This is a genomic window from Mycobacterium sp. NGS27 (genome assembly GCF_059813005.1).
This window is the reverse complement of sequence record NZ_JCALDT010000006.1, coordinates 134,582-156,509: the sequence shown is the minus strand read 5'-3', so window position 1 is coordinate 156,509 and position 21,928 is coordinate 134,582. Positions and strand designations below refer to the sequence as shown.

General features: G+C 64.1%; 21 protein-coding genes. 14 read left to right on the top strand and 7 right to left on the bottom strand.

Going from position 1 to position 21,928, the window contains the following annotated elements; translation table 11 throughout:
* Positions 1 to 25: 25 nt before the first annotated feature.
* Complete coding sequence (locus tag AC5Y30_RS17745; protein ID WP_499920213.1) at positions 26 to 1,159, top strand: amidohydrolase family protein; 1,134 nt, start codon at positions 26 to 28, stop codon at positions 1,157 to 1,159.
* Positions 1,160 to 1,163: 4 nt separating this feature from the next.
* Here AC5Y30_RS17745 and AC5Y30_RS17740 read toward each other — a convergent pair whose 3' ends face one another.
* The 4 genes from AC5Y30_RS17740 to AC5Y30_RS17725 are packed head-to-tail and all read right to left on the bottom strand — an operon-like array spanning position 1,164 to position 6,075.
* Positions 1,164 to 2,702: a class I adenylate-forming enzyme family protein gene (locus tag AC5Y30_RS17740; protein WP_499919981.1), complete on the bottom strand. Its 1,539-nt coding sequence runs from the start codon at positions 2,700 to 2,702 to the stop codon at positions 1,164 to 1,166.
* Positions 2,702 to 3,901, bottom strand: a complete 1,200-nt coding sequence (locus tag AC5Y30_RS17735) for an acyl-CoA dehydrogenase family protein (RefSeq protein ID WP_499919980.1) — start codon at positions 3,899 to 3,901, stop codon at positions 2,702 to 2,704. Before AC5Y30_RS17735 ends, AC5Y30_RS17740 begins: the two co-directional genes overlap by 1 nt.
* On the bottom strand, positions 3,898 to 4,872 hold the full coding sequence (locus tag AC5Y30_RS17730) for an acyl-CoA dehydrogenase family protein (protein ID WP_499919979.1): 975 nt from the start codon (positions 4,870 to 4,872) through the stop codon (positions 3,898 to 3,900). The genes AC5Y30_RS17735 and AC5Y30_RS17730 overlap by 4 nt, the downstream gene beginning before the upstream one ends.
* 6 nt (positions 4,873 to 4,878) lie before the next feature.
* A complete protein-coding gene (locus AC5Y30_RS17725; RefSeq protein ID WP_499919978.1) occupies positions 4,879 to 6,075 on the bottom strand; it encodes an amidohydrolase family protein in 1,197 nt (398 codons plus the stop codon).
* 115 nt (positions 6,076 to 6,190) lie between these two features.
* Here AC5Y30_RS17725 and AC5Y30_RS17720 point away from each other — a divergent pair, with 115 nt between their 5' ends.
* Positions 6,191 to 7,285: an acyl-CoA dehydrogenase family protein gene (locus tag AC5Y30_RS17720; RefSeq protein ID WP_499919977.1), complete on the top strand. Its 1,095-nt coding sequence runs from the start codon at positions 6,191 to 6,193 to the stop codon at positions 7,283 to 7,285.
* 10 nt (positions 7,286 to 7,295) lie between these two features.
* The gene (locus AC5Y30_RS17715; protein WP_499919976.1) at positions 7,296 to 8,195 is read left to right on the top strand and encodes a TIGR03619 family F420-dependent LLM class oxidoreductase; all 900 of its coding nucleotides are present in this window, start codon (positions 7,296 to 7,298) and stop codon (positions 8,193 to 8,195) included.
* Here the strand turns inward: AC5Y30_RS17715 and AC5Y30_RS17710 are convergent.
* Positions 8,185 to 8,622, bottom strand: coding sequence for a nuclear transport factor 2 family protein (locus AC5Y30_RS17710; protein ID WP_499919975.1), 438 nt, complete (start codon positions 8,620 to 8,622; stop codon positions 8,185 to 8,187). The two genes, AC5Y30_RS17715 and AC5Y30_RS17710, sit on opposite strands and share 11 nt — an antisense overlap.
* 61 nt (positions 8,623 to 8,683) lie before the next feature.
* Between AC5Y30_RS17710 and AC5Y30_RS17705 the strand changes: the two genes are divergently transcribed.
* The 3 genes from AC5Y30_RS17705 (at position 8,684) to AC5Y30_RS17695 (ending at position 11,068) form a co-directional block, all read left to right on the top strand.
* Positions 8,684 to 9,328: a cysteine hydrolase family protein gene (locus tag AC5Y30_RS17705; RefSeq protein WP_499919974.1), complete on the top strand. Its 645-nt coding sequence runs from the start codon at positions 8,684 to 8,686 to the stop codon at positions 9,326 to 9,328.
* Between the two features lie 79 nt (positions 9,329 to 9,407).
* Positions 9,408 to 10,601: an amidohydrolase family protein gene (locus AC5Y30_RS17700; protein ID WP_499919973.1), complete on the top strand. Its 1,194-nt coding sequence runs from the start codon at positions 9,408 to 9,410 to the stop codon at positions 10,599 to 10,601.
* Positions 10,598 to 11,068, top strand: a complete 471-nt coding sequence (locus AC5Y30_RS17695; RefSeq protein WP_499919972.1) for a MaoC family dehydratase — start codon at positions 10,598 to 10,600, stop codon at positions 11,066 to 11,068. The genes AC5Y30_RS17700 and AC5Y30_RS17695 overlap by 4 nt, the downstream gene beginning before the upstream one ends.
* Before the next feature lie 2 nt (positions 11,069 to 11,070).
* Here the strand turns inward: AC5Y30_RS17695 and AC5Y30_RS17690 are convergent, their stop codons facing one another.
* Both AC5Y30_RS17690 and AC5Y30_RS17685 read right to left on the bottom strand, forming a co-directional pair.
* Positions 11,071 to 13,434 carry a CaiB/BaiF CoA transferase family protein gene (locus AC5Y30_RS17690; RefSeq protein ID WP_499919971.1) on the bottom strand — a complete coding sequence of 788 codons (2,364 nt, stop codon included), beginning with the start codon at positions 13,432 to 13,434 and terminating at the stop codon, positions 11,071 to 11,073.
* Positions 13,431 to 14,888 (bottom strand): aldehyde dehydrogenase family protein, encoded by a 1,458-nt coding sequence (locus tag AC5Y30_RS17685; RefSeq protein ID WP_499919970.1) that lies wholly within the window; start codon positions 14,886 to 14,888, stop codon positions 13,431 to 13,433. The genes AC5Y30_RS17690 and AC5Y30_RS17685 overlap by 4 nt, the downstream gene beginning before the upstream one ends.
* A gap of 277 nt (positions 14,889 to 15,165) precedes the next feature.
* Here AC5Y30_RS17685 and AC5Y30_RS17680 point away from each other — a divergent pair, with 277 nt between their 5' ends.
* From AC5Y30_RS17680 to AC5Y30_RS17645, 8 genes are read left to right on the top strand one after another with little or no spacing between them, the layout of a single operon-like run.
* Complete coding sequence (locus tag AC5Y30_RS17680) at positions 15,166 to 16,338, top strand: cytochrome P450 (protein ID WP_499920212.1); 1,173 nt, start codon at positions 15,166 to 15,168, stop codon at positions 16,336 to 16,338.
* Positions 16,338 to 17,519 (top strand): acyl-CoA dehydrogenase family protein, encoded by a 1,182-nt coding sequence (locus AC5Y30_RS17675; RefSeq protein ID WP_499919969.1) that lies wholly within the window; start codon positions 16,338 to 16,340, stop codon positions 17,517 to 17,519. The genes AC5Y30_RS17680 and AC5Y30_RS17675 overlap by 1 nt, the downstream gene beginning before the upstream one ends.
* A gap of 17 nt (positions 17,520 to 17,536) precedes the next feature.
* Positions 17,537 to 18,112 carry an FAS1-like dehydratase domain-containing protein gene (locus AC5Y30_RS17670; protein WP_499919968.1) on the top strand — a complete coding sequence of 192 codons (576 nt, stop codon included), beginning with the start codon at positions 17,537 to 17,539 and terminating at the stop codon, positions 18,110 to 18,112.
* Positions 18,112 to 18,546 (top strand): Zn-ribbon domain-containing OB-fold protein, encoded by a 435-nt coding sequence (locus AC5Y30_RS17665; RefSeq protein WP_499919967.1) that lies wholly within the window; start codon positions 18,112 to 18,114, stop codon positions 18,544 to 18,546. Before AC5Y30_RS17670 ends, AC5Y30_RS17665 begins: the two co-directional genes overlap by 1 nt.
* Positions 18,546 to 19,658 (top strand): acyl-CoA dehydrogenase family protein, encoded by a 1,113-nt coding sequence (locus AC5Y30_RS17660; RefSeq protein WP_499919966.1) that lies wholly within the window; start codon positions 18,546 to 18,548, stop codon positions 19,656 to 19,658. Before AC5Y30_RS17665 ends, AC5Y30_RS17660 begins: the two co-directional genes overlap by 1 nt.
* Positions 19,655 to 20,107 carry a MaoC family dehydratase gene (locus AC5Y30_RS17655; RefSeq protein ID WP_499919965.1) on the top strand — a complete coding sequence of 151 codons (453 nt, stop codon included), beginning with the start codon at positions 19,655 to 19,657 and terminating at the stop codon, positions 20,105 to 20,107. The genes AC5Y30_RS17660 and AC5Y30_RS17655 overlap by 4 nt, the downstream gene beginning before the upstream one ends.
* The gene (locus AC5Y30_RS17650) at positions 20,104 to 21,273 is read left to right on the top strand and encodes a lipid-transfer protein (protein ID WP_499919964.1); all 1,170 of its coding nucleotides are present in this window, start codon (positions 20,104 to 20,106) and stop codon (positions 21,271 to 21,273) included. The genes AC5Y30_RS17655 and AC5Y30_RS17650 overlap by 4 nt, the downstream gene beginning before the upstream one ends.
* Positions 21,274 to 21,318: 45 nt before the next feature.
* Positions 21,319 to 21,921, top strand: a complete 603-nt coding sequence (locus AC5Y30_RS17645; protein ID WP_499919963.1) for a TetR/AcrR family transcriptional regulator — start codon at positions 21,319 to 21,321, stop codon at positions 21,919 to 21,921.
* The last annotated feature ends 7 nt before the right edge of the window (positions 21,922 to 21,928 follow it).

The window sequence follows — 21,928 nt, the reverse complement described above, 5'->3', positions numbered from 1 at the left end:
CGAGGTCTGGGATGCCGACAACCACATGTACGAGACCATCGATGCCTACACACGCTACCTGCCGGAGAAATATTCCGAAGCGCTGAAATTCGTCGACGTGAACGGCCGCAAGAAACTGCAGATCCTCGGTGTGGTTACCGAGTGCATCCCGAACCCGACCTACGAGGTGATCCCGACGCCGGGCGCGTGGGCCGACTACTACCGCGGCATCAATCCCGAGGGCAAGTCGCTGCGTGAACTGGCCGAGCCCATCCGCTGCCCCGACGCGTTCCGGCGTCCGGACCTGCGGCTGGAGCTGATGGACGGTCAAGGCGTCGACGGCGCGTTGATGTTCCCGACCACGGCCGGCATGCTCGAGGAACGAACCAAGTCGGACACCGAACTGACCCATGCGGTGACGCACGCCTTCAACCGCTGGCTGCTCGACGACTGGACGTTCAACTACCAGAACCGCATCTTCCCCGTGCCCGCGATCTCACTCAACGATCCGGCCGAAGGGGTCAAGGAGCTCGAGTGGTGCCTGGCGAACGGGGCCAGGACGGTGCTGATCCGACCCGCCCCGGTACCGCGCGAAGGCGGCACGTCCCGCTCGCCCGCGCTGCCCGAGTTCGACGACTTCTGGCGGCTCGTGGAGTCATCGGGCATCTCGGTGCAGATGCACAACTCGGACTCCGGCTACGACCGTTACGTCGACGACTGGGAAGGCGGCGACGAGTTCCAGGGGTTCCAGCTCACCAAGCTTCGCGGGTTCATCTACGAGGAGAGTCGCCACATCTTCGATACGCTCGCGGCGTTCATCGCCCATGGAGTGTTCGAGCGCTTTCCCGGCCTACGCATCGGCGTGGTCGAGAACGGCGGGTCGTGGGCCCAGCGGCTAATGGACGTGTTCGATCGGGTATATCGCAAGAAACCCAAGGACTTCAGCGCACACCCCTGCGAACTCTTCCGCAAGCACGTTTGGGTCAACCCGTTCCACGAAGAGGACATGTCGCACCTCATCGACGTGCTGGGCGCTGACCGGGTGATGTTCGGTTCGGACTTTCCGCATCCAGAGGGACTCGCCCACCCCGCGGAATTCGTCCAGGAACTCGCGAACCTTCCCGCCGACACCACAGCACGGGTCATGGGCGGCAATTTGAAGCAGCTCATCGGCCTCTAGGGGTTCAGGCACCAAACCGCGCGCGCAGTTCGTTTTTCAGCACCTTCCCGGTGAGGTTTCGCGGCAGCGCTTCCACCAATTCAAGTCGCTCGGGGTATTTGTGGCGACTCAAGCCTTGACCCTTGCAATGCTCCGCCAATGTGTCGAGGGTGACATCACTTCCGGGTTCAGCGACCACGATCGCGCAAACACGTTCGCCCGTACGAGGATCCGGGACGCCGATGACCGCGACGTCCGCGACGGCCCGATGCGTGGCCAGTACGCCCTCGATCTCCAGCGCCGAGATGTTCTCCGCATTGCGGATGATCGCGTCCTTGATACGACCGGTGACCACGACGTTTCCGTCGGCGTCAATGCGGCCCCGATCGCCGCTGCGGAACCAACCCTCGGCATCGAATGCGTCGGCGTTCAGGGCTTCATCGACATAGCCCAGGAAGCATTGCGGTCCTTTGAGCCGCAGTTCGCCCTCCTCTCCGGCTTCGACTTCGCGTCCGAAATCGTCGACGACACGGACGGATACCCCGGCTACCGGGCGGCCTACCGTATGGTCGAGCACCTCCGGCGCTCCGTCCGGCGGTGGTGAGGTCACGACTGGAAATTCGGTCAGCCCCCAGGCGTTCGCCACCCCGGCGACCGAAAACGTCTCGCGGACTTGACGTCCCAGCTCTGCAGTGATCGGCGCCCCACCGCCGACACAACCGCGCAGATCGGGGAAGAGTGGATCAGCGCCGTGCTCTCGCTGTGCTGCCATGAAGGCGACAAAGAACGGTGTAGCCGAGCCCAGCATCGTGGGCCGGTGCGCAGCGATCGCCTTCGGGGTGAGCACCGGATCGAACTCGTCGAACAGCACCAGTCGCATGCCGGTCAGCAGGCTCGCTGCCAACATCGCCGCACCGCCGATGTGTGACACCGGAAACGCGATCGGATTGACGTCGTCGCTGGATGCACCGAACATTCCCACCACCCCGGCCGAGCCTGCGATCACCGAGCGATCGCAATGCCGGACGCCTTTCGGCGCCGCGGTGGTACCCGACGAGTAGTAAACCCACCGTGGCAGCGTCTCCGAGGTAGGAGGTGCGGGCAGCGGTGCGGGATCGACTGCAGGAAGTCGAAGGCCCTCATCGACACGGTCCGCATGATCAATGACCAAAACCGTCATCGGCTGCTCTCGTGCCAGCGCGTCGGCCAGTGCGACATGGTCGAACCCACGCCACGAACCTGGCACGATGATCACCTCGGTGCCGAGTTGCACTGTCGCGAAGCGGACTTCACTCTCGCGCCAGATCGGCAGGATTGGATTTTGCACGGCGCCGAGGCGGGTCAGCGCCACCATGACGACCATCGTCTCGAGCGTGGTCGGCAGCTGCCAGGACACCACAGTGCCGTCGCGAATCCCGCGCTGCACCAACGCCGCCGCGGTGCGCTCCGCCGCATCGCGCAACTCTGCATTTGTCAGGCTCCGGCCGTAATCGTCGACGAGCACGATTCGCTCTGGATGCGCGCGGGCCGCTTCTTCAACCAAGCCCCAATAGGTTCCGGTCATCAGCCGCTCGGAAGCAACAACCGACGTTTGGCGAGGATGTTGCGCATCATCTCCGAGCTTCCGCCGGAAATCGTATACGCGCGCGACCACAGCCAGCATTCTCGTAGACGTTGTTTGGCCTGCTCGATACTCGGGTCGGCGCTCATCGTGCATACCGTCGCGGCGAGCTCGGCGCCGTACACCGAAACCCGGTGATACGTCTCGGCAAAGCTAAGCTTGGCGATCGAACCGTCACCCGGCTTCTCGGCGCCGACGACGAGACGATCGACATGATCGTCGATAAAAGCTTTCGCCACCTCGACTTCGACGGCCAACTCGGCGACTGCCTGCCGGATGTCATCGTGCTCGAACGCCGGGATCCCGTCGAGGGTGGCATTGCGCGTCACCGTCACCAGGTCATCGATCAGCAGCTCGAGCAGAATGACGTTTCCGCCGATGCCGAAGCGTTCGAAGTCCAAGCCCGCCATGATGATCGACCACCCTTGGCCGGGCCTGCCGATCAGGCTCATCGCGGGCACCGTTACGCCGCCGAGGAAAACTTCGTTCACCTCGACCGCTTCGTTGATGGTCCGGATCGGACGGACCTCGACGCCAGGCGTTGACATTGGCACCGCGAACACCGAGAGGCCTTGGTGGCGCGATGAATTCGGGTCGGTACGGATGAGCGCCAACCCCATGGCGGCCCAGTGCCCGTCGGTGATCCAAATCTTTTGGCCGTCGATCACCCACGTTCCGTCGGGTTGCTCGACCGCCCTGCTGCGCACTGCGGCGATATCGCTGCCTGCATCGGGCTCGCTGAGCAACTGACACCAGATGTGCTCGCTGCGGCGGATCGGCGGCAGCCATGCGGCCTTCTGCTCGTCCGACCCGAAGTGCAGCAGCACGTGGGCCGCAAGGTTGACCTGGTCGACGGGTCGCGGAGCACGGGCACGCAGGAGTTCCTCGCTGAGGATGCGGTCATGCAGCGGGTGGTGGTCGGCGCGTCCGCCGTGCTCGGCGGGCCAGTCGGCGCCGAGGAAGCCGGCGTCGAACAACGTGGCGAACCACTTCCGCAATTGCCCTTCCTGCTCAGGGTTTTCCGGCGCCCGGCGTCCTTCCTGCGCGGCGAATGGAGGTGCGTGTTCGGCGATATGCGCCCTGACCCGGTGCCTGTACTCGGTCAGCTGCGCTTCGCTGGGCCGGGCGGGGGCGGCGCTCACCAACCCGACCTCTCGGCGAGTAACGCACGACTGGAGCGAGCCGTGCCGAGCAGATAGCCGTTCGTAAATACCCGGCGCAACTCGTGGTGCAAGGGGTACTCCCAGGTGAATCCGATACCGCCCGAGAGCTGCATGCACTCGTCGACGGCGGCGGCTGCTTTCGCGGCGACGAATGCGTGCGCCGCGGCGGACAACGCTATGGCGTCGTCTGAGATTTCGTCGGCCTCGAGGGCACGGGCGGCCTTCATGATGACCGCGCGTGCCTTCGCCTCGAAGACCAAGAGATCCACCAGCCGGTGTTGCACCGCTTGGAAACTCGCGATCGGCACACCGAAGGCGATGCGCCCCTTCAGGTATACGACCAGCCGCTCGAATGTGGTCGATAAAGCTCCCAGCGAATCCGCGCTGAGCAGAACCCTCGCGACCGCGAGCATCCGATCCGCTTGTTCGGGTCCACCGATCAGCACGCTCGCGGCCCCGGAAAGGTCAAAGCGCCATGCTGCGCGGCTGACATCCAACAATTCGTCATCTCGGCTCCTCGGCATTGCGGCCGACACCTCAAACAGATGGATTCCGTTGCGCCCCAGTGTGACCAAGAGGTCGATGACATTGCCGCTCGCCACCCGTACCGTGTCGCCCGCCAGCGTGCAGCCGGCCGTCGTGGTCCCGTCGAGCATCGCCTGCAACCATCGATCGCGCAGCTCGGCGGGCGCCGAGGCCAACGCCGCGGCAGATAGCACACAACCGAACCACGCCGACGAGTTTCGCGCGCGGCCGAGCTCCTCCGCAACGACTGTCGTCTCCACAGGACGCCATCCGCTGCCGCCAAGATCTTCCTCGACGAGCAGCCCGGTCCAATCCATGGCCGCGAGCTCTTTGACCGAATCCTGCGCGATCCGTCCGCTCAGGAAATCGCGCGCCGCTTCGCGCAACAGACCGAGGTCGACGCCATCCTCGTCCGCATCACCCATCGAGTCCTAGCTCCGCCCTATCAACTGATTCGCATTGTCGCGCATGATTCGCTTCTTGGCGGCGTCGTCGAGCGGATCGAGCAACTTGACGAAGTCAGCCGGCTCGGCCAACCCTTCTGCATGCGGGTAGTCGGAGCCCATCACGAGACAGTCGTCGTAGCCCAAGCTGCTGACGATCGCAGGCGTATCGTCTTCGGGATACGGCACAACTCGAACGTGCTGCCGGAAGATGGCAGACGGCTTTTCCGTCAGTTTCCCGCCGATCCACGGGCCGTTTCGGCCCATGCCGCGGCTTTTGTCCATGTGTTTCGTGAAGAAGGGCACCCACTCTGCACCGTGTTCGGCTACCAGCACGTTCAACCCGGGAAAGCGGCCGAAGAGGTTGTCGAAGATCAGCGCCGAGAGGGTGTCCTCGATCGGGCGTTGGCCGTAGACGTTCATCCACTGCCAGGCCGACATGTGCCACGAGGCCGGATCTGCGCAGTGCCCCCAGGCAGGTGAGATCGCATCGAAGTACCAGAAGGGCATGATGTGGAACACCAGGACACAGCCGGCTTCCTGAAGTCGCGCGTAAATCGGGTCAAAGTAGGGATCCCCCGGAGATCGGCCGTATGCCGGGCCCGTCGGCAGCAGGACAAACTTCGCACCCTGCGCGATCAATTCGTCGGTTTCGGCGACGGCTGAGTCTAGGTCGCGAAGTGAAAGCAGCCCGGTCGCGTAGATACGGTCCTGGTAGTTGAAGCCCCATTCCTCGTCGAACCATCGGTTGAACGAACGAAGATTCGCGTATAGCGCGGGCGTGTCGTCAACGTAGTGCTCGGCAGACAGCGCCATGCCGCTCGGATAGATGACCATCCGCTCGACGTTCTGCTTTTCCATTACCGCGAGCCGGGCTGAACGCTCGATGTATTGGGGCTGCATGGGCTGCGGCTCGTAGGACTCCTCCGGGTTGCCGGATCCCATCTGCCTGAGCATCTCTTTCAACGATCCAGGGCGGTATGCGACGTCCAGACCCAGGCCCCCTTCACTGTTGAAGGTCGCGACGCGGTGGCCGGCGAGAATTACCTCGACCCCGTCGGCTCCGCGCACGGTGGTGATCGCCCGATCCTGGAACTCCTTGGGCAGGTAGCGGGTAAACGCATCACGCGTCTCGTAGCAATGGGTGTCGCAGTCGAAGATCCCGTACTCGAGTTTCGTCGTCACCACGCGGCTCCTTCGTGCGAGAATGGTGATTCTCCTATTTCAGAAAAGATACTATCCTTTCCCGGCAATGCCTATCCCGGGTCGGGCGGGCAGACCCACACCAAAGGAATCCGCGATGAGTGAAGCCGACGAACTCCGCCGGTCGGTGCGGGAGTTCCTGGCGGTCGCTTCGACGTCCGCCCGGGTGCGCGACCTGATGTCCACCACGGCGGGATACGACGAATCGGTGTGGCATCAAATGGCCCGTGAAATGGGACTGCACGGCATCGCGGTCCCAGGAGAGTTCGGCGGGGCAGGTGCGACGCTGTCCGAACTCGCGGTCGTGTTCGAGGAGATGGGCGCCGCGCTGTTGTGCGCGCCGTTCTTCTCCACCGTCGCACTCGCCACCCAAGCGATTCTTTGCAGCGGCGACAACGCCGCGATGGCTGATTACCTACCGCGTTTCGTCGACGGATCCACCACCGCGACGGTGATCCTCAACGGCCGCCTCGATGCGTGGGATCCGGACGCCGTCGCGCTGACGGCACGTGCCGACCGCACCGGTCATCGGATCCGGGGCGATGCCGATCTCGTTCTCGACGGCAATACCGTCGATGTTGTTCTCGCCGCGGCGAATACGAGGGCGGGCATATCGCTGTTCGCGGTCGCGGCGGACGCCGAGGGGCTGACTCGTGAGCCGCTCGCCACGCTCGACCGCACGCGCAAGGTCGCGCGTCTGCGGTTCGACGATGTCCCCGCCCGGTTGATCGGAATAGATGGAGCCGCGGCCCCTGGCCTGGCCCGCACGTGCGACCTCGCGATCGCCGCGCTGGCCGCCGAGCAGGTTGGCTCCGCCCAACGCTGCCTCGACATGGCAGTGGGCTATGCCAAGGAGCGGGTCCAGTTCGGGCGGGCCATCGGCAGCTTCCAGGCGGTCAAGCACCGGTGCGCGGACATGCTGGTGCTCGTCGAGGGTGCCCGCTCTGCCGCCGTTCACGCTGCGGAATCCGCCGACCGCAACGACCTGCCAGTTGCAGCGTCAGTGGCGAAGATGGCCTGCTCGGAAGCCTTTCTGCAAGTCGCCTTGGACAACATGCGAATCCACGGCGGCATCGGGTTCACCTGGGAACACGACGCACACCTCTACGTTCGGCGCGCCAAGGCCACCGAGTTGATCTTCGGCAGCCCCGATCACCACGCGCAACGCCTAGCAGCCCTGGCGACAACATGAAAGGACGAATGTGACCATCTCGTACTCCCTCGAACTGCCCACCCAGCGGGTGGACGCGGTGTCCGAATTCGTCACCGCAGAAGCGATCTCCGAAATCGCGGGCGTCGGCGAGGCGAGCGGATTCGCCGCCGTACACGTCACCGACCACCCCGCCCCCGACGCGAAATGGCTCGACCATGGCGGACACCACGCCCTGGACCCGTTCGTCGCCCTCGCGTTCGCGGCAGCCGCCACCACGGACACCAGGTTGCTCACCAACGTCTACATCGCCGCCTACCGGAACCCATTCCTGGGCGCGAAGTCGATCCAAAGTTTGGACGTCCTGTCCGGCGGCCGGCTGATACTCGGCACCGCCGCGGGCTACCTCAAACCCGAGTTCAAGGCGCTGGGAGTAGATTTCGAAAACCGCGGGGCGTTGCTGGACGAGGCGCTGGCCGTTCTCGAAAAGGTGCTTACCGGTGAGGATGTCGCCTACGAGGGCACCTCGTTCGCCGCTCGAGGTGTGCGCCTGTATCCGGTACCGGCGACTCCGCCACCGATCTGGGTTGGCGGAAACAGCAAGCCCGCGGTACGCCGTGCGGTTGCCCGCGCGCAGGGCTGGGCACCTTTCAACACATTCGGCTACGCGGCCGCGTCACGGACCGCTGAGATCTCGACGCTTGAGGGATTGGCGTCGGCCATCGACTGGGCCAAGAGTTATGCGGCCGAGATCGGCCGTACCGAACCGCTGGACATCTGCTTCTCGGCAGGCAACCTGCTCGACCACAGCAGGTCGACCGACGAACGGCACGCCACCATCGCACAGCTGGAAGCGATGGGCGTGACCTGGCTGACCATCGCACCGCGAGGCGCCACCCGAGCCGAATACATCGACCGCGCGCGCGGTTTCGCAACGGAGTTCATCGCATAACGCTGTCGGCTGCAAAGGCGTCCACAGTGATTCGTCGATGCGCGAACAACCACCGACCGTTCAGCGGTACGAGGACGTCGCGATAGCGTCCCCAGTGGTCGACGCCTCTGTCGGTGTGAACGGCGAAATAGCTGCTGACCTCAACCCGATCCCTGGCTACAGACCCGAAGCGGATGCTCGAAACGTGATGACGCACAAGCGTTGGCGCTTGTCTCTCCGGTCCGGGATTCTTGGACATGGCAACGCCGAGCCCCGACTCGATCTCGGCGGGACCGGTGAGCGGTTGCGCTCCGCCGGTGAACTCGAGGGTGCCGTCCGGCGCGAAGCAGGCGGCGAGACCGCGCAGGTCAAACCGATCGGTGGCAGCGGTGTAGTCGGCGATGGTCTGGCGTACCGACTCACGGATGCCGAGCTCCCAGACCTCCATCTACCCTCCCTGGGAAGTCTGACTGGAAATCGTGTTCTCACACACGATAACGTTTATTCTCATGCCGCAACCCAGCCTGCTTGATCTGTTGACCCCCGCCACAACCGCCCTGGTCACCCAGGAATGTCAGGGCGGTGTGATCGGCCCCCAGGCCGGTCTGCCCATGTTGGCCGAGGAAGCCAGCCGGGAGACGATCCCTAACATTGTCCGGCTTCTCAATGCGGCTCGGGCGGCAGGCGTTACGGTCGTGCACTGCCTTATGCAGAAGCGCCCAGACAACCGCGGGTCCAATAGCAATGCCAGGCTGTTCATGGCGGGGAAGTCATTCGCCGCCGATTTGACTCCGGGCAGCCCCGGCGCCTCGGTACTACCTGAGTTCGGCCCGGAGCCAAGCGATCTGGTCCTTACCCGTACGCACGGCGTCGGACCGATGACGGGTACCGACCTTGACTCCGTGCTCCGCAACCTCCGAATCAGGACCATTGTGGGCGTGGGCGTCTCGGTCAACATCGCGATCCAGAACTTTGTGATGGACGCCGTCAATCGCAGCTATCAGTTCGTGCTTCCACGCGATGCGGTATGTGGCTACCCCCGCGACTACGCGGAATCGATCATCGACAACACGTTGACACTGCTGAGCACGGTCACCACTACCGAAGCCGTCGTGAAGGCCTGGCAAGAACTCGCCGGAGGTAGCCCCGCATAGCTGTGGCGGAGCGTTGGTGATAACGTCATTTTCACTTAGCGTAAACGGTCATATTCGCTGCCCTGGAGGGATCAGTCACATGTCTACCCGGTCCTTGCCCTACCCGGTTTTCGACATCGACAACCACATGTACGAGACGAGGGACGCGCTCACCAAGTACCTACCCAAAGAGCACCGCGGCAAGGTCGGCTACGTCGAGGTCAACGGACGGCCCAAGCTCGTCGTCAAGGACCACATCAGCCACATGATCCCCAACCCGACATTCGAGCGGGTGGCCCGGCCGGGAAGCGCCGAGGACTACTTCTTGGGCAACAATCCAGAGGGCCTGAATTTCCGCGAATTCATCGGTGAAGCAATGGATGTCATCCCCGCCTACCAGGCCCCGGCTCCCAGATTGGAGCTGATGGACGAACTCGGTATAGATCAGTGCGTCATGTATCCCACCCTCGCCAGCCTCATCGAGGAGCGCACTACCGACGACGTCGTCCTCACCCACGCAATCATCCATGCGCTGAACGAGTGGATGCACGAACACTGGACGTTCAACTACCACGACCGCATCTTCGCGACGCCCGTCGTTTGCCTGCCGCTCGTCGACGAAGCCATCAAGGAGCTGCACTGGTGCCTCGAACGGGGAATGAAAACGTTCCTGGTTCGCCCGGCTCCGGTGCCCAGCCGCTTCGGCGGCTCGCGATCGATGGGTCTGCCCGAATTCGACCCGTTCTGGGAAGAAGTCGTCAAGGCCGGCATTCCGGTGACCATGCACGCGTCGGACAGCGGATACCAGAAGCACCTCATGGAGTGGGAAGGCGGCGACGAATACCTCTCGTTCAAGCCGAGCGCACTGCGCGAGGTGGTCATGGGGCACCGCGCCATCGAGGACACCTTGGCCGCAATGATCTGCCACGGTGCGCTGTCGCGGTTCCCCGACCTGAAGATCTTTTGCGTCGAGAACGGCAGCGGTTGGGTGCGCAATCTTCTCGAACAACTCAACACCGCGTACAAAATCATGCCCAAGGAGTTCGACGAGCATCCTGTCGAGGTGTTCAAACGCAACATCTACATCCACCCGTTCCTCGAGGACGACGTCAAGGGGATCGTCGACATCATGGGTGAGGATCACGTGATGTTCGGTTCCGACTTTCCCCACCCCGAGGGCATCGGCGATCCGTTGAGTTTTGTTGACCGGCTCGACGGCATCTCCGACGTCGCGAAGGCGAAGATCATGGGCGGCAACGCCATTGAGCAATTGGGGCTCAAGGTCCCGGCATGACGCAGGTCTCTCCGACCGTCTACGAAGGCGTCTCCGGCTTCGAATCACATGTCGGCGAACACCTTGGCTACAGCGGGTGGCACCAGGTCACTCAGAAGGAAATCGATCTATTCGCCGAGGCGACCGGCGACCACCAGTGGATTCATGTCGACGCGGAGCGGGCGGCCAAGGGTCCGTACGGTAGGACGATCGCGCACGGATATCTCACGTTGTCACTGGTTCCCATTCTCGTGCAACAAATTTACCGGGTTTCGGGGCTGTCGATGCAGGTCAACTACGGCTCCGACAGGCTTCGCTTCCCTGCCCCGGTACCGGTGGACTCGCGCATCCGCGCCGGCGCCGAACTGATCAAGGTGGAACGCACCGACACGGGTGGCCGGGCCACCGTGCGAGTCACCGTCGAGGTTGAGGGATCCGACCGACCGGCCTGCGTGGTCGACACCATCGCGGCAATGGTCGATGACTGAAGCTACGCGTTCAGCAGCCGTTCGCCGATAATCTGATCGTCACGCAGCTTCGTCAGCTCCTCATCCGACAGACCGAGAGCCGCCAGCACCTCGCCATTGTGTTGCCCGAGCGTCGGTGATGGCGCGCGGTGATGCCGCAGGGGTCCCGGCGTTATCCGAAATGGCCAGCCCGGGAACCTCTGTCGCCCGGCGAGCCGATGCTCAAGCTCCTCGTAGAAGCCGCGCGCCCCGAGCTGGTCGACGTCGTACATCCGGTCCGCGGTGAGGATCCGCTCCGCGGGGACACCACGGCGACGAAGCGCCTCGGCGATCTCGTCGGGCGGCCGACCCGCCGTCCATTCAGAAAGGGTTTCGTCGAACGCGTCGTGGTTGTGCAGCCGTGCCCGTGGTGAGGCGAACCGTGGGTCGTCGAGTAGTTCGGGCCGGCCGATCACGTCGACGACGGCGGCCCAGTCGGAGTCGTCACGCACCGAGATGGCCACCCACTCATCGTCATCACTAGCCGGGTAGACGCCTTGTGCGTAGTTGCGGTGGCGGTTGCCTTCTCGCTCGTACGCCCGGGCGGTCAACGAGTATTCGATGACCGGCTCGGCCGTCACCGCCGCGCCGACCTCGATCTGCGCGACCTCGATCAATTGGCCTTCACCGGTTCTGCGCTTGTGCTCGAGCGCGGCCAGTAGTGCGACGGTCGCATGTACACCGACGATCGGATCGGCAGGCCCTTGTAGGTTGCACGGTGGACCGTCGGGGTAACCGGTGGCTGCCGACATCCCCGATATCTGTTCGAAGTTCAGTGCCCACCCGACGTAGTCACGCCATGGCCCTTCTAGCCCGAGGCCCGGCATGCGGACCATGATGACGTCCGGATTCACCTTCGCCAGCGAGGCATAGTCCAAATTGAACTGCTCCACCACGCGCGGCGAGAAGTTCTCCACCACGACGTCTGCCTCGGCGGCCAGCTTGAGGGCCAATTCGCGGCCGGCTTCGGTGCCGAGATTCAAGGTGATATCGCGCTTGTTGAGGTTGGTGCCCTGCCACATCGGTCCTATCTCGTACCAGTCATCGGTGCTGCGCAACAGCGAGCCCGAATATCGGTGACCGTCCGGACGTTGGATCGACTCGACCTTGACGACATCGGCGCCGAACGCACCCAGATAGCAGGTGAGGTAAGCGCCGGACCAGAATGTGCTCAGGTCGAAAACCTTGAGATCTGCGAATGGCAGTGTCACATCGTCAACTCCGGATGCGGCCGGCTTCGTCCGTCGATCGCGCGATGAAGCTACCGCTCGATCGCCGAGCCGTGGCGCTGGTTTTAGCGGCTCAACCGGCGTTCGGGCCAGCCTGAACGGTGCGCCCGGTCGGAGGAAACGTTGGCCTCCCGCTCGGCTTTCGATGAAGAATCCCCGCTCGCGGTACTGGGGACAGTCGAGAATGGATGCTCCGTCGTTGACCGGCGCCGCGGGAATTCGCATCGCCTGGCTCAACTCGACCAGATCGGCCACGGTCATCGAATCGAGCCAGGGCTGCGCCTTTGCGAAGAACTCCGCGCGTTCGGGCCCGCCCAGCATGATGGCTATCTGGTGATCGCCGAATTCCGGCAGTCCTACCATCGCGCAGACGTCCAGCCAGTGCTGCCCCGTCAAGCAGTTGATCCCGATCCACCCGTCGGCGGCGCGCACGATGCCGAGCATCGGACCCGCCTTTGAATTCGGCGGAAGACCAAGGCTTTTCAAGCGTTCGGCCATCAGCATGGGATACGCCAAGGTTGACAAGAGTGACTCGAACGCCGAGACATCGACTTCGATCACCCGATCAAGACCGCCATCCGCGACCCGCAGGGCCGTCAGGGCCCCGAGCGCCGCGTAGCTGCCGGCGATGTACTCGGGGATACGGACGCCGGCCTGTACCGGCGCCCGGCCGAGTTCGCGAGTATTGACCCACCCCGACGCGGCCTGCAGGGTCAGCGATGTCGACTGGCGACTCCGGCGTGGGCCCTCCTGACCGTAGTCGGAGATCCGGACGACGACGAGATTCGGGTTGACGCGTTGGAGAGCTTCACGATCGAGTCCCCAGCTCAACCTGTCGCTCGATCCGACCGGCAGATCCTCGACCACCACGTCTGCTTGAGCAATGAAATCAGCAAGCGCATCGGGATGTGATTCGAGATCGATTGTCAGCCCATGCTTTCCGGCGTTCAAATACTCAAATAGTCCGCTGGACGAGCCCCAGCTTCGCAGCGGATCCCCCACCGGTGCCTCGACCTTGTACACATCGGCGCCGAGATCGACAAGCAGTTTCGTGCAATACGGCGCCGAAATATCGGTCCCTACCTCGACGACCCGCAGCCCCGACAGGGATCCTGTCACGCAGGCACTCCGATCGCCTTGGGTTCCATGTATGCCCGCAGCCCCATCACGCCACCCTCGCGCCCGATTCCGCTCTGCTTGAACCCGCCGAAGGGCGCGTCGCCGGGTATCGTGCCGTTGATCGAGATCTGACCGGTCCTGATTCGCCGCGCAAGTCCGACGGCGCGATCGACATCGGTGCCCCAGATCGCGCCACCCAGCCCGTAGGCCGAATCGTTTGCGATACCGACCGCTTCGTCGTCGTTGCGGTAACTCAACACCGTCAACACCGGACCGAACACCTCCTCCTGCGCGATAAACGACTCGGGAGTGACATCGGTCAAAACCGTTGGCTCGAAATAGAAACCGCGCTCCGGTCCGGTCGGCCGCCTGCCGCCCGCGACAACCTTCGCCCCGTCGCCTTGCGCCCGCTTGACGAAACCCTCGACCCTATCCAGATGTTGGCGACTGATCAGCGGACCCATGCCGGTCGCCTCGTCGGTCGGGTCTCCCACTTTGACGGTGCGGGCCAGGTCGGCGAGCCGATCGACGACCTCGTCGTGTAGCGTGTCCGGGACCACCAGACGACTGTTCAGGATGCACGCCTGACCCGCATGCATCGTGCACCCTTCGAAAAGCAACCGCTCGAACAATTCGTCGGTCAGGTCGACATCGTCAAGCAGAATGCTCGCCGATTTGCCGCCGCACTCGAGCAGGATCCGCTTCATTGAGGTTGCGGCGCCGGCCATCACATCGCGACCGACGGCCGAACTTCCGGTGAAGGTCACCATGTCCACCCGGGCATCGATAGTCAAGATCCTGCTGGCCTCAACACTGCTCGGGGTGACGACGTTGACCACGCCCGGTGGAATGTCGGTCTCCTCGTCGATGAGCCGCGCCAGCGCGAGACCGGCCAGCGGTGTCAGCGGCGAGGGCTTGAGGACAAGCGTATTGCCCGCGGCCAGCGCGGCACCCAGTTTCATCACGTTCAGCGTGTGCGGGAAATTCCACGGCGTCATGGCCGCGACCACACCGAGCGGCTCATAGCGCAACAGGGTGGTGCCCGCCGCTCCCCACGCGTCCATGGGCGCCTCAGCCGGTTCGAGCGCAAGTTCCGCGGCGTGGCCGACCATGAACGCGGGCCCCTCCACATGGATCAGCCGCTCGTTTGCTGTACAGCCCCACTCGGTTTGCGCCAGCCCGTAGATTTCCTCGCCGCGGGCGAGCAGTGCGTGGCTGAGCTGCTGGAGACAACGCGACCTCTCGGTCGGATCGGCCAGGGGCCACGGCCCGGAATCGAAGGCGGCGCGCGCCGCACCGATGGCGCGCTCGACTTGCGCGACGCCGGCGTCCGGCGCCGAGGCGATGACCTGCTCTGTCGCCGGGTTGGTGACGTCATATCGGCCGGTATCCGGTTCGACCCAGTTGCCGTCGATATAGACGCCATAGCAGTCGACCAGGCTCGACTCGGCCATCACATCACTGACCTTCCCGGTTGGTCGCCGAACCGTACGGTGTCGCCCGATGCCGATGCGAACGTGTCCGACAATTCCTCAATTATGTACACCTGAGGTCGCGGTGGCGTCAACATTGTTGCCATTTAACTGGGTAAACACCGATTGACATTCGCGACGCTTGTCCTGTAGACACAGCATTACCGGACAATCACGAGCTACCTGTCCGATATCCGTGTGTCGAGGAAGGCCCAAAGTGCCCGCTGACTCCACCCCCAGACCGACGTCCACGCTGCCGCTGCAGTCGCCGGACTTCTACGCCGGTGACCCGTACCCGAGCTATCGGGAGCTGCGCAACAGCACGCCGGTCGTCTGGAACGACGTCACGAATTTTTGGGCCCTGACCAAGTACGAGGACATCCGCCACGTCTCCGGTCACCCGATGACGTTCACGTCGACGAAGGGCATCTCGATACCCGATCCCGCCATGCCAAGCCCGGTGCAGGAGGGAAACCTGATCTTCACCGATCCGCCACGGCACCGGCAGCTGCGCAAGCTGATCAACTCGGGCTTCACCCGACGCCAGGTCACGTTGCTGGAACCCAAGGTGCGCGAGATTGTCAAGGGGATTCTCGACGGCGTCGACCCATCCCACGAGTATGAGTTCGCCGAGGAGATTGCCGCGCCGCTGCCGACCCGGATGATCGCGGAGATGCTCGGCGCGCCGCCCGAAGACTGGGAGCAGTTCCGCACATGGTCGGACGCGGCGGTGGGGACCGCCGACCCCGACATCGAGCTGGACAACGTGGTGGCGCTCGGCGAACTGTACGAGTACTTCACCAAATTGATCGACGCGCGGCGTTCCGGCAAGGTCACCGGGCAAGACGACCTGCTGTCCATCCTGGCGGCCGCCGAGGTCGACGGCGAGCGCCTTACCGACGCCGACTTACTCAACTTCTCCTTTCTGCTGCTCGTTGCCGGCAACGAGACGACACGCAACCTCATCGCGCTGGGCACGCTGGCGCTGCTGGATCACCCCGATCAGTTCGCCTTGCTTCGCTCGAAGCCCGAGCTTTTGCCGTTGGCAGTCGAAGAGATGCTGCGGTTCACCAGCCCGGTGACCCACATGGCACGCGAAGCGACCGAGGACGTCGAGATCCGCGGCCACCAGATCAGGGCGGGTGAAACGGTGGTCATGCTCTATGGTGCGGCCAACCGCGACGAGGAGATCTTCGGCCCCACCGGCGAGGAGTTCGACATCACCCGAAACCCGAACCCACACATCGCCTTCGGCGCCGGCGAACACGCGTGCCTCGGCGCACAATTGGCACGCCTGGAGGCCAGGGTGATGTTCGAGGTGCTGCTGGGCACCTATCCGAGCATCGAACTGACCGGCGATGTGACGCGGCTGCGCGCCACGATGGTGCCGGGCGTCAAACGCATGCCGGTGCGGATGGGAGCCGGTGTCTGATGGATTTCGACTACACCCCCGAGCAGGAACAGCTCCGAAAGAGCTACCGCGAACGCCTCGAAGCCGTGATGACGCCCGAACGGCGCGAGGCGGTCGCGGGGTTGCTGGAGGGTGGCGCCGCGATCACCGAGTGTCGGCGCGCGCTCGGCGAGGCCGGGTTGCTTGGCGTCGCGTGGCCGGTCGAGTACGGCGGCAGCGGGCTGACTGCGCTCGAGCAGTACATCTTCGGCGAGGAAGCACGCCGAGTCCATGCGCCACTGCCGATGATCACGCTGAACACGGTCGGCCCCACGCTTATTCAGTACGGGACCGAGGAGCAGAAGCAGAAGTTCCTTCCCGCGATCCTGCAGGGCACCGTCGATTTCGCGATCGGCTACTCCGAGCCCGGCGCAGGAAGCGATCTGGCCTCCCTACGGACCAGCGCTGTGCGTGACGGCGACGAGTTCGTGATCAACGGCTCCAAGATGTTCACGAGCGGCGCGGAATTCGCCGACTACATCTGGCTGGCGGCCCGAACCGATCCGGAAGCCAAAAAGCACAAGGGCATCACGGTGTTCATCGTGCCCGCCAACGCCCCCGGCTTCTCCTGGAAACCACTGCACACGATGCCCGGTGTCTCCACCTACTACACCTTCTACGACGATGTGCGCGTCCCGGAGAGCGCCATCGTCCTCGGCGAGAACCAGGGCTGGAAGCTGGTGACCAACCAGCTGAACCTCGAGCGCGCCGCACTCGGCAATCTCGGTGCGCTGGAGCCGCTCTTCAGCAAGACGCTGGAATGGGCCAAGACCACGGAACTCGACGACGGGTTCGTCATCGACCAGCCTTGGGTCCAACAGGCATTGGCACGAGTGGAGGCACAGGTCGCGGCCTACCGATTGCTCAACCTGCGGGTGAACACCAACATGAGCTCGGGTGGCCTGGGCATGGGCGAAGCTTCCGCCGCAAAGGTTTTCGGCACCGAGCTCACCCAGCAGGTGGCCCGCGAGCTGCTCGACGTGGTCGGCCAAGCCGGCCTGCGCAAGGAAACGTCGGCTCCGCTCAAGGGCGAGCTGGAGAGTGCTTACCGATTCGCCGTCATCAACACCTTCGGCGGCGGTGCGAACGAACTGCAACGCGACATCATCGCCATGGCCGGCCTCGGAATGCCACGCGCACCCCGCGACGTGCGAGCCTCCTGAAAGGAGTGTCGACACCTATGACCGAATTGACCAAAGACGATCTGCGCCAGCGCCTCGACGCGCTGATCGGCACCCCCACCGACGGAGTCGGCAAGCCCTCGCGCGCACCAGATCCGGTGAACGCTGCCATGATCCGGCACTGGGCGCACGCGTTGGACGACATGAACCCGGCCTACCTGGATGAGGAGTTTGCCAGCAGTTCCCGCTACGGCGGCTTGGTCTCGCCACCGGTGATGCTGCAGAGCTGGACGATGCCACCACCGAAGCTGGCGGGCATTCGCGAGCGCGGTGGTGTGCCGATCGAAATCAAGAGCAACCCACTGCAGTTCCTGTCCGACGCCGGCTACACCGGCATCATCGCGACGAACTCCGAGTTCGAGATCGAACGCTATCCGCGGGTCGGAGACCAAATCACCGCCGAGACGGTGTTCGATTCGATCTCGGATGAGAAGAAGACGGCGATGGGCAACGGCTTCTTCGTCACCTGGGTGACCACCTACCGCGACCAGAATGGCGACGTCATCGGCCGCCAGTGGTTCCGCACTCTGCGATTCAAGACGGGTGGGGCCCCCGCCGGAACGGCTGGGGACTGATGGCCAGCAGACTCGCGCCGTCCATTAGTCCCGACACCGAGTTCTTCTGGTCGGGTTTGAAAGACAACGAACTTCGCATCCAGCGCTGCGCGGACTGCCAGACGCTGCGCGTCCCGCCACGGCCGATGTGCGGCAAGTGCCAGTCGTTGAAGTGGGACTACGTCGTGGCTTCGGGTCGCGGAGCGGTGTACAGCTTCGTGATGCCGCAGTATCCGCCGCTGCCGTTTCTTCAGTACCCGTACGTCGTCGCGCTCATCGAGCTCGAGGAGGGCGTACGCATCGTGTCGAACCTCTGCGACATCGAACCCACCGCCATCGAGGTCGGCATGCCCGTCGAGGTCTTCTACAAGACCTTCGAAGCACTGCCGAGTGGCGACGAGCTGGTGCTGCACCAGTTCCGGCCCGGCCGGGTGACCGAAGGCGACCGGAAATAATGGATTTCACCTTCACCGAAGAACAAGAGACCGTCGGTAAAGTTGCGCGCCAGCTCTTCGAGCACCGCGCCACGCCCGAGCATCTGACCGACCTGGAGGCCGGCGAGGTGCGCTACGACGCCGCACTGTGGACCGAACTCGCGTCCGCGGATCTACTCGGCATCGCGCTACCCGAATCCGTGGGCGGCAGCGGCGGCGGATTCCTCGAGTTGGGTGTGCTGCTCAGCGAGGTCGGGTTCAGTGTCGCGCCGGTACCCGTCTACGCCACGCTCCTTCTGGGCGCGGATACGATTGCACGGCACGGCGATTCCGTGTTGCAGCAACGGTATCTGCCCGGTGTGGTCGACGGCAGCACGATCCTCACCGCGGCGCTCGTCGAACCGGGCAACTCCGACCCGACCACACCGCGTATCACCGCGCGATCCGACGGCGACGCATGGCGGCTCGACGGCAACAAGGAGCTCGTGCCCGCGGCACAACTCGCCGCGGCCATCGTGGTGTCGGCGCAGACCGAACACGGTCCTGGCCTATTCATCGTCGACACCGGAACCGACGGCGTGACTGTCGCGCCGGTGCGCACCACCAACGGAGAGCCCCACGCCGATGTGGACTTGACCGGCGCGATCGGCCGCCGGCTCACTGAGCACGACGCGGGGAATATCGTCGGCTCGCTCTACACCCGCGCCCTCGTCGGCTTGTGTGCGATCCAAATCGGCGTTGTGGAACGGGCTTTGAAACTGGCCGCCAAGTACACTAGCGAGCGCGAACAATTCGGCCGCCCGATTGGATCCTTCCAGGCCGTCCAGCAGCGTCTCGCCGACGCGTTCATTGACGTCGAAGCCATCCGGTGGACCACGTGGCACGCGGCATGGTTGATCGCCCAGGGACGACCGGCCGATCGGGAGGCCCGCATCGCCAAGTTCTGGGCCGCCGAGGCAGGCTCCCGCGTCGCCTCCTCGGCCCAGCAAGTGCACGGCGGCATGGGAATCGATGTCACCTACCCGCTGTCCCGTTACTTCTTGTGGGCCAAGCAGAACGAACTCGCACTCGGGTCGGCATCACAGCAACTGGCCCGGCTCGGCAATGCATATGCGGAAGGAAGCGGCACATGACCTCCACCATCAAGCGCACCACGACCCTGGCGTGGAACACCGTCAATGTCGGTGACGAGGTCACACCGATGGACGTGCCCGTGACCACCACGCTGATCGTCGCGGGCGCCATCGCGTCGCGTGACTACATGCCGGTGCACCACGACCGCGACTTCGCCAATTCTCAAGGCTCCAAGGATATTTTCCTCAACATCCTGACCACCAACGGGCTGTGTGTGAAGTTTTTGCACGACTGGGCCGGACCCGAGGCGATGATCAAGAAGCTATCCGTTCGCCTCGGTGTTCCCGCCTACCCCAACGATCCCTTGCGCTTCGAGGGCAGCGTCACCGACAAGTCATCGGCCGACGGCGAGGGCTTGGTGGAGGTCACCTTCAAGGGCAGCAACAGTCTGGGTGACCATGTCTCCGGCACCGCGGTGCTCAGCCTGCTCGACGGGGTCGATGCGTGAGCGCGGGCATCGCCGGGAAATCCGCTCTCGCCGGTATCGGCCATACCGAATTCTCAAAGGAGTCTGGCCGCACCGAAATGCAGCTTGCCTGCGAGGCGGTCAAGGCGGCCATCGACGATGCGGGCCTGCGTCCACGCGATATCGACGGGATGGTGACGTTCACCGTCGACGAGAACGAGGAGATCGAGGTCGCCCGCAACGTCGGCATCGAGAACCTCTCGTTCTTCACCAGGGTTCCGCACGGCGGCGGAGCAGCGGCGGGCACCGTGATGCAGGCCGCAATGGCCGTCGCGACCGGTGCCGCCGAGGCCGTGGTGTGTTACCGAGCCTTCAACGAGCGCTCCGGCTTCCGTTTCGGCGGCGCTGGACGCCAACCCGGTGTCACGCCATTGTGGATGGCCCCGTACGCCCCGTTCGGGTTCATGACACCGGCCGCATGGGTCGCCCTGCATGCTCAGCGGTACATGTCGACCTACGGGGTCACCAACGCCGACTTCGGCAAGATCTCGGTCATCGACCGCAAGCATGCCGCCAACAATCCGGATGCCTGGTTTTACGGCAAGCCGATATCCCTTGAGCAGCACCAGGAATCGCGCTGGATCATCGAACCTGTGCTGCGTCTACTCGATTGCTGCCAGGAAAGTGACGGCGGCGTCGCGATGGTGGTCACCAGCGCCGAGCGGGCGCGGGATCTGCCGAACCCTCCCGCCATCATCACCGCGGCCGCCCAAGGCGCTGCCTACGACGGCGAGGTGATGACGAGTTACTACCGCGAAGAGATCACCGGGCTACCCGAAATGGGTGTGGTCGGCGACAAGCTGTGGCGCGACTCCGGGCTGAAACCGGATGACATCTCGACGGCGTTCCTCTACGACCACTTCACACCGTTCGTGTTCACCCAACTCGAAGAACTCGGGTTCTGCGGACGGGGCGAGGCCAAGGATTTCGTGTCGATCGACGAACTGTCGTTGGGCGGACGGATGCCGATCAACACCAACGGCGGCCTGCTCGGCGAGGCCTACATCCACGGGATGAACGGGATCACCGAGGGAGTACGACAGGTGCGCGGCACGTCCCACAACCAAGTCGACCGCGTCGAACACGTCCTGGTCACATCGGGCACCGGCGTCCCGACCAGCGGGTTGATCCTCTCGCCCGACCGCTGAGTCGCAACACCGCTACTCTCAACGGAAGCCAGAAAGGAGTCCTCCATGACGCAGGCAACCGCGACCGACACCCGCGCTGCCATCATCGCGGCGGCCTTCGCCTGCTTCCGGACCCAGAGCCTGGCCAAGACGACCATCGTCGACATCGCGCGGGCGGCCGACGTGTCCCGCAGCACGTTCTACGAATACTTCCGGGACAAGGAGACAATCGTCGAAGCCTGCGCCGAGGCCGCATCGCAGCGGTTCTACCGCAACATGGCCAAGGCGATCGACCGCCGCGGCGGTAGCACCCTGGAGGGCCGGCTGGTGGAAGCCGCCGTCTTCGTGAGCCAGGCGCGGCGCGTCGTCGAGCCGGAAGCGTACTTCGACGAGGCGGAAGTCAGCCTGATGATGACCAAGAACGCCGCAATGCTTCTCAAGGAATGCACCGAGTTCCTCGCGCCGTACGTGTCGGCTGCCAGGCTGACCGGCGAGGTCCGGAGTGATCTCGACATCCCCACTGCGACCGAGTGGTTTGCTCGAATCCTTTTCTCGCTGTTCACGACTCCGTCACCGACGATCGATATGCGCAACGACGACGCGGTGGCCGGCTTCGTGCGGGCCTATGTCGTAAAAGGATTCGTCGACGGCGGCGGGCGCCGGCGCTAAACGGCAG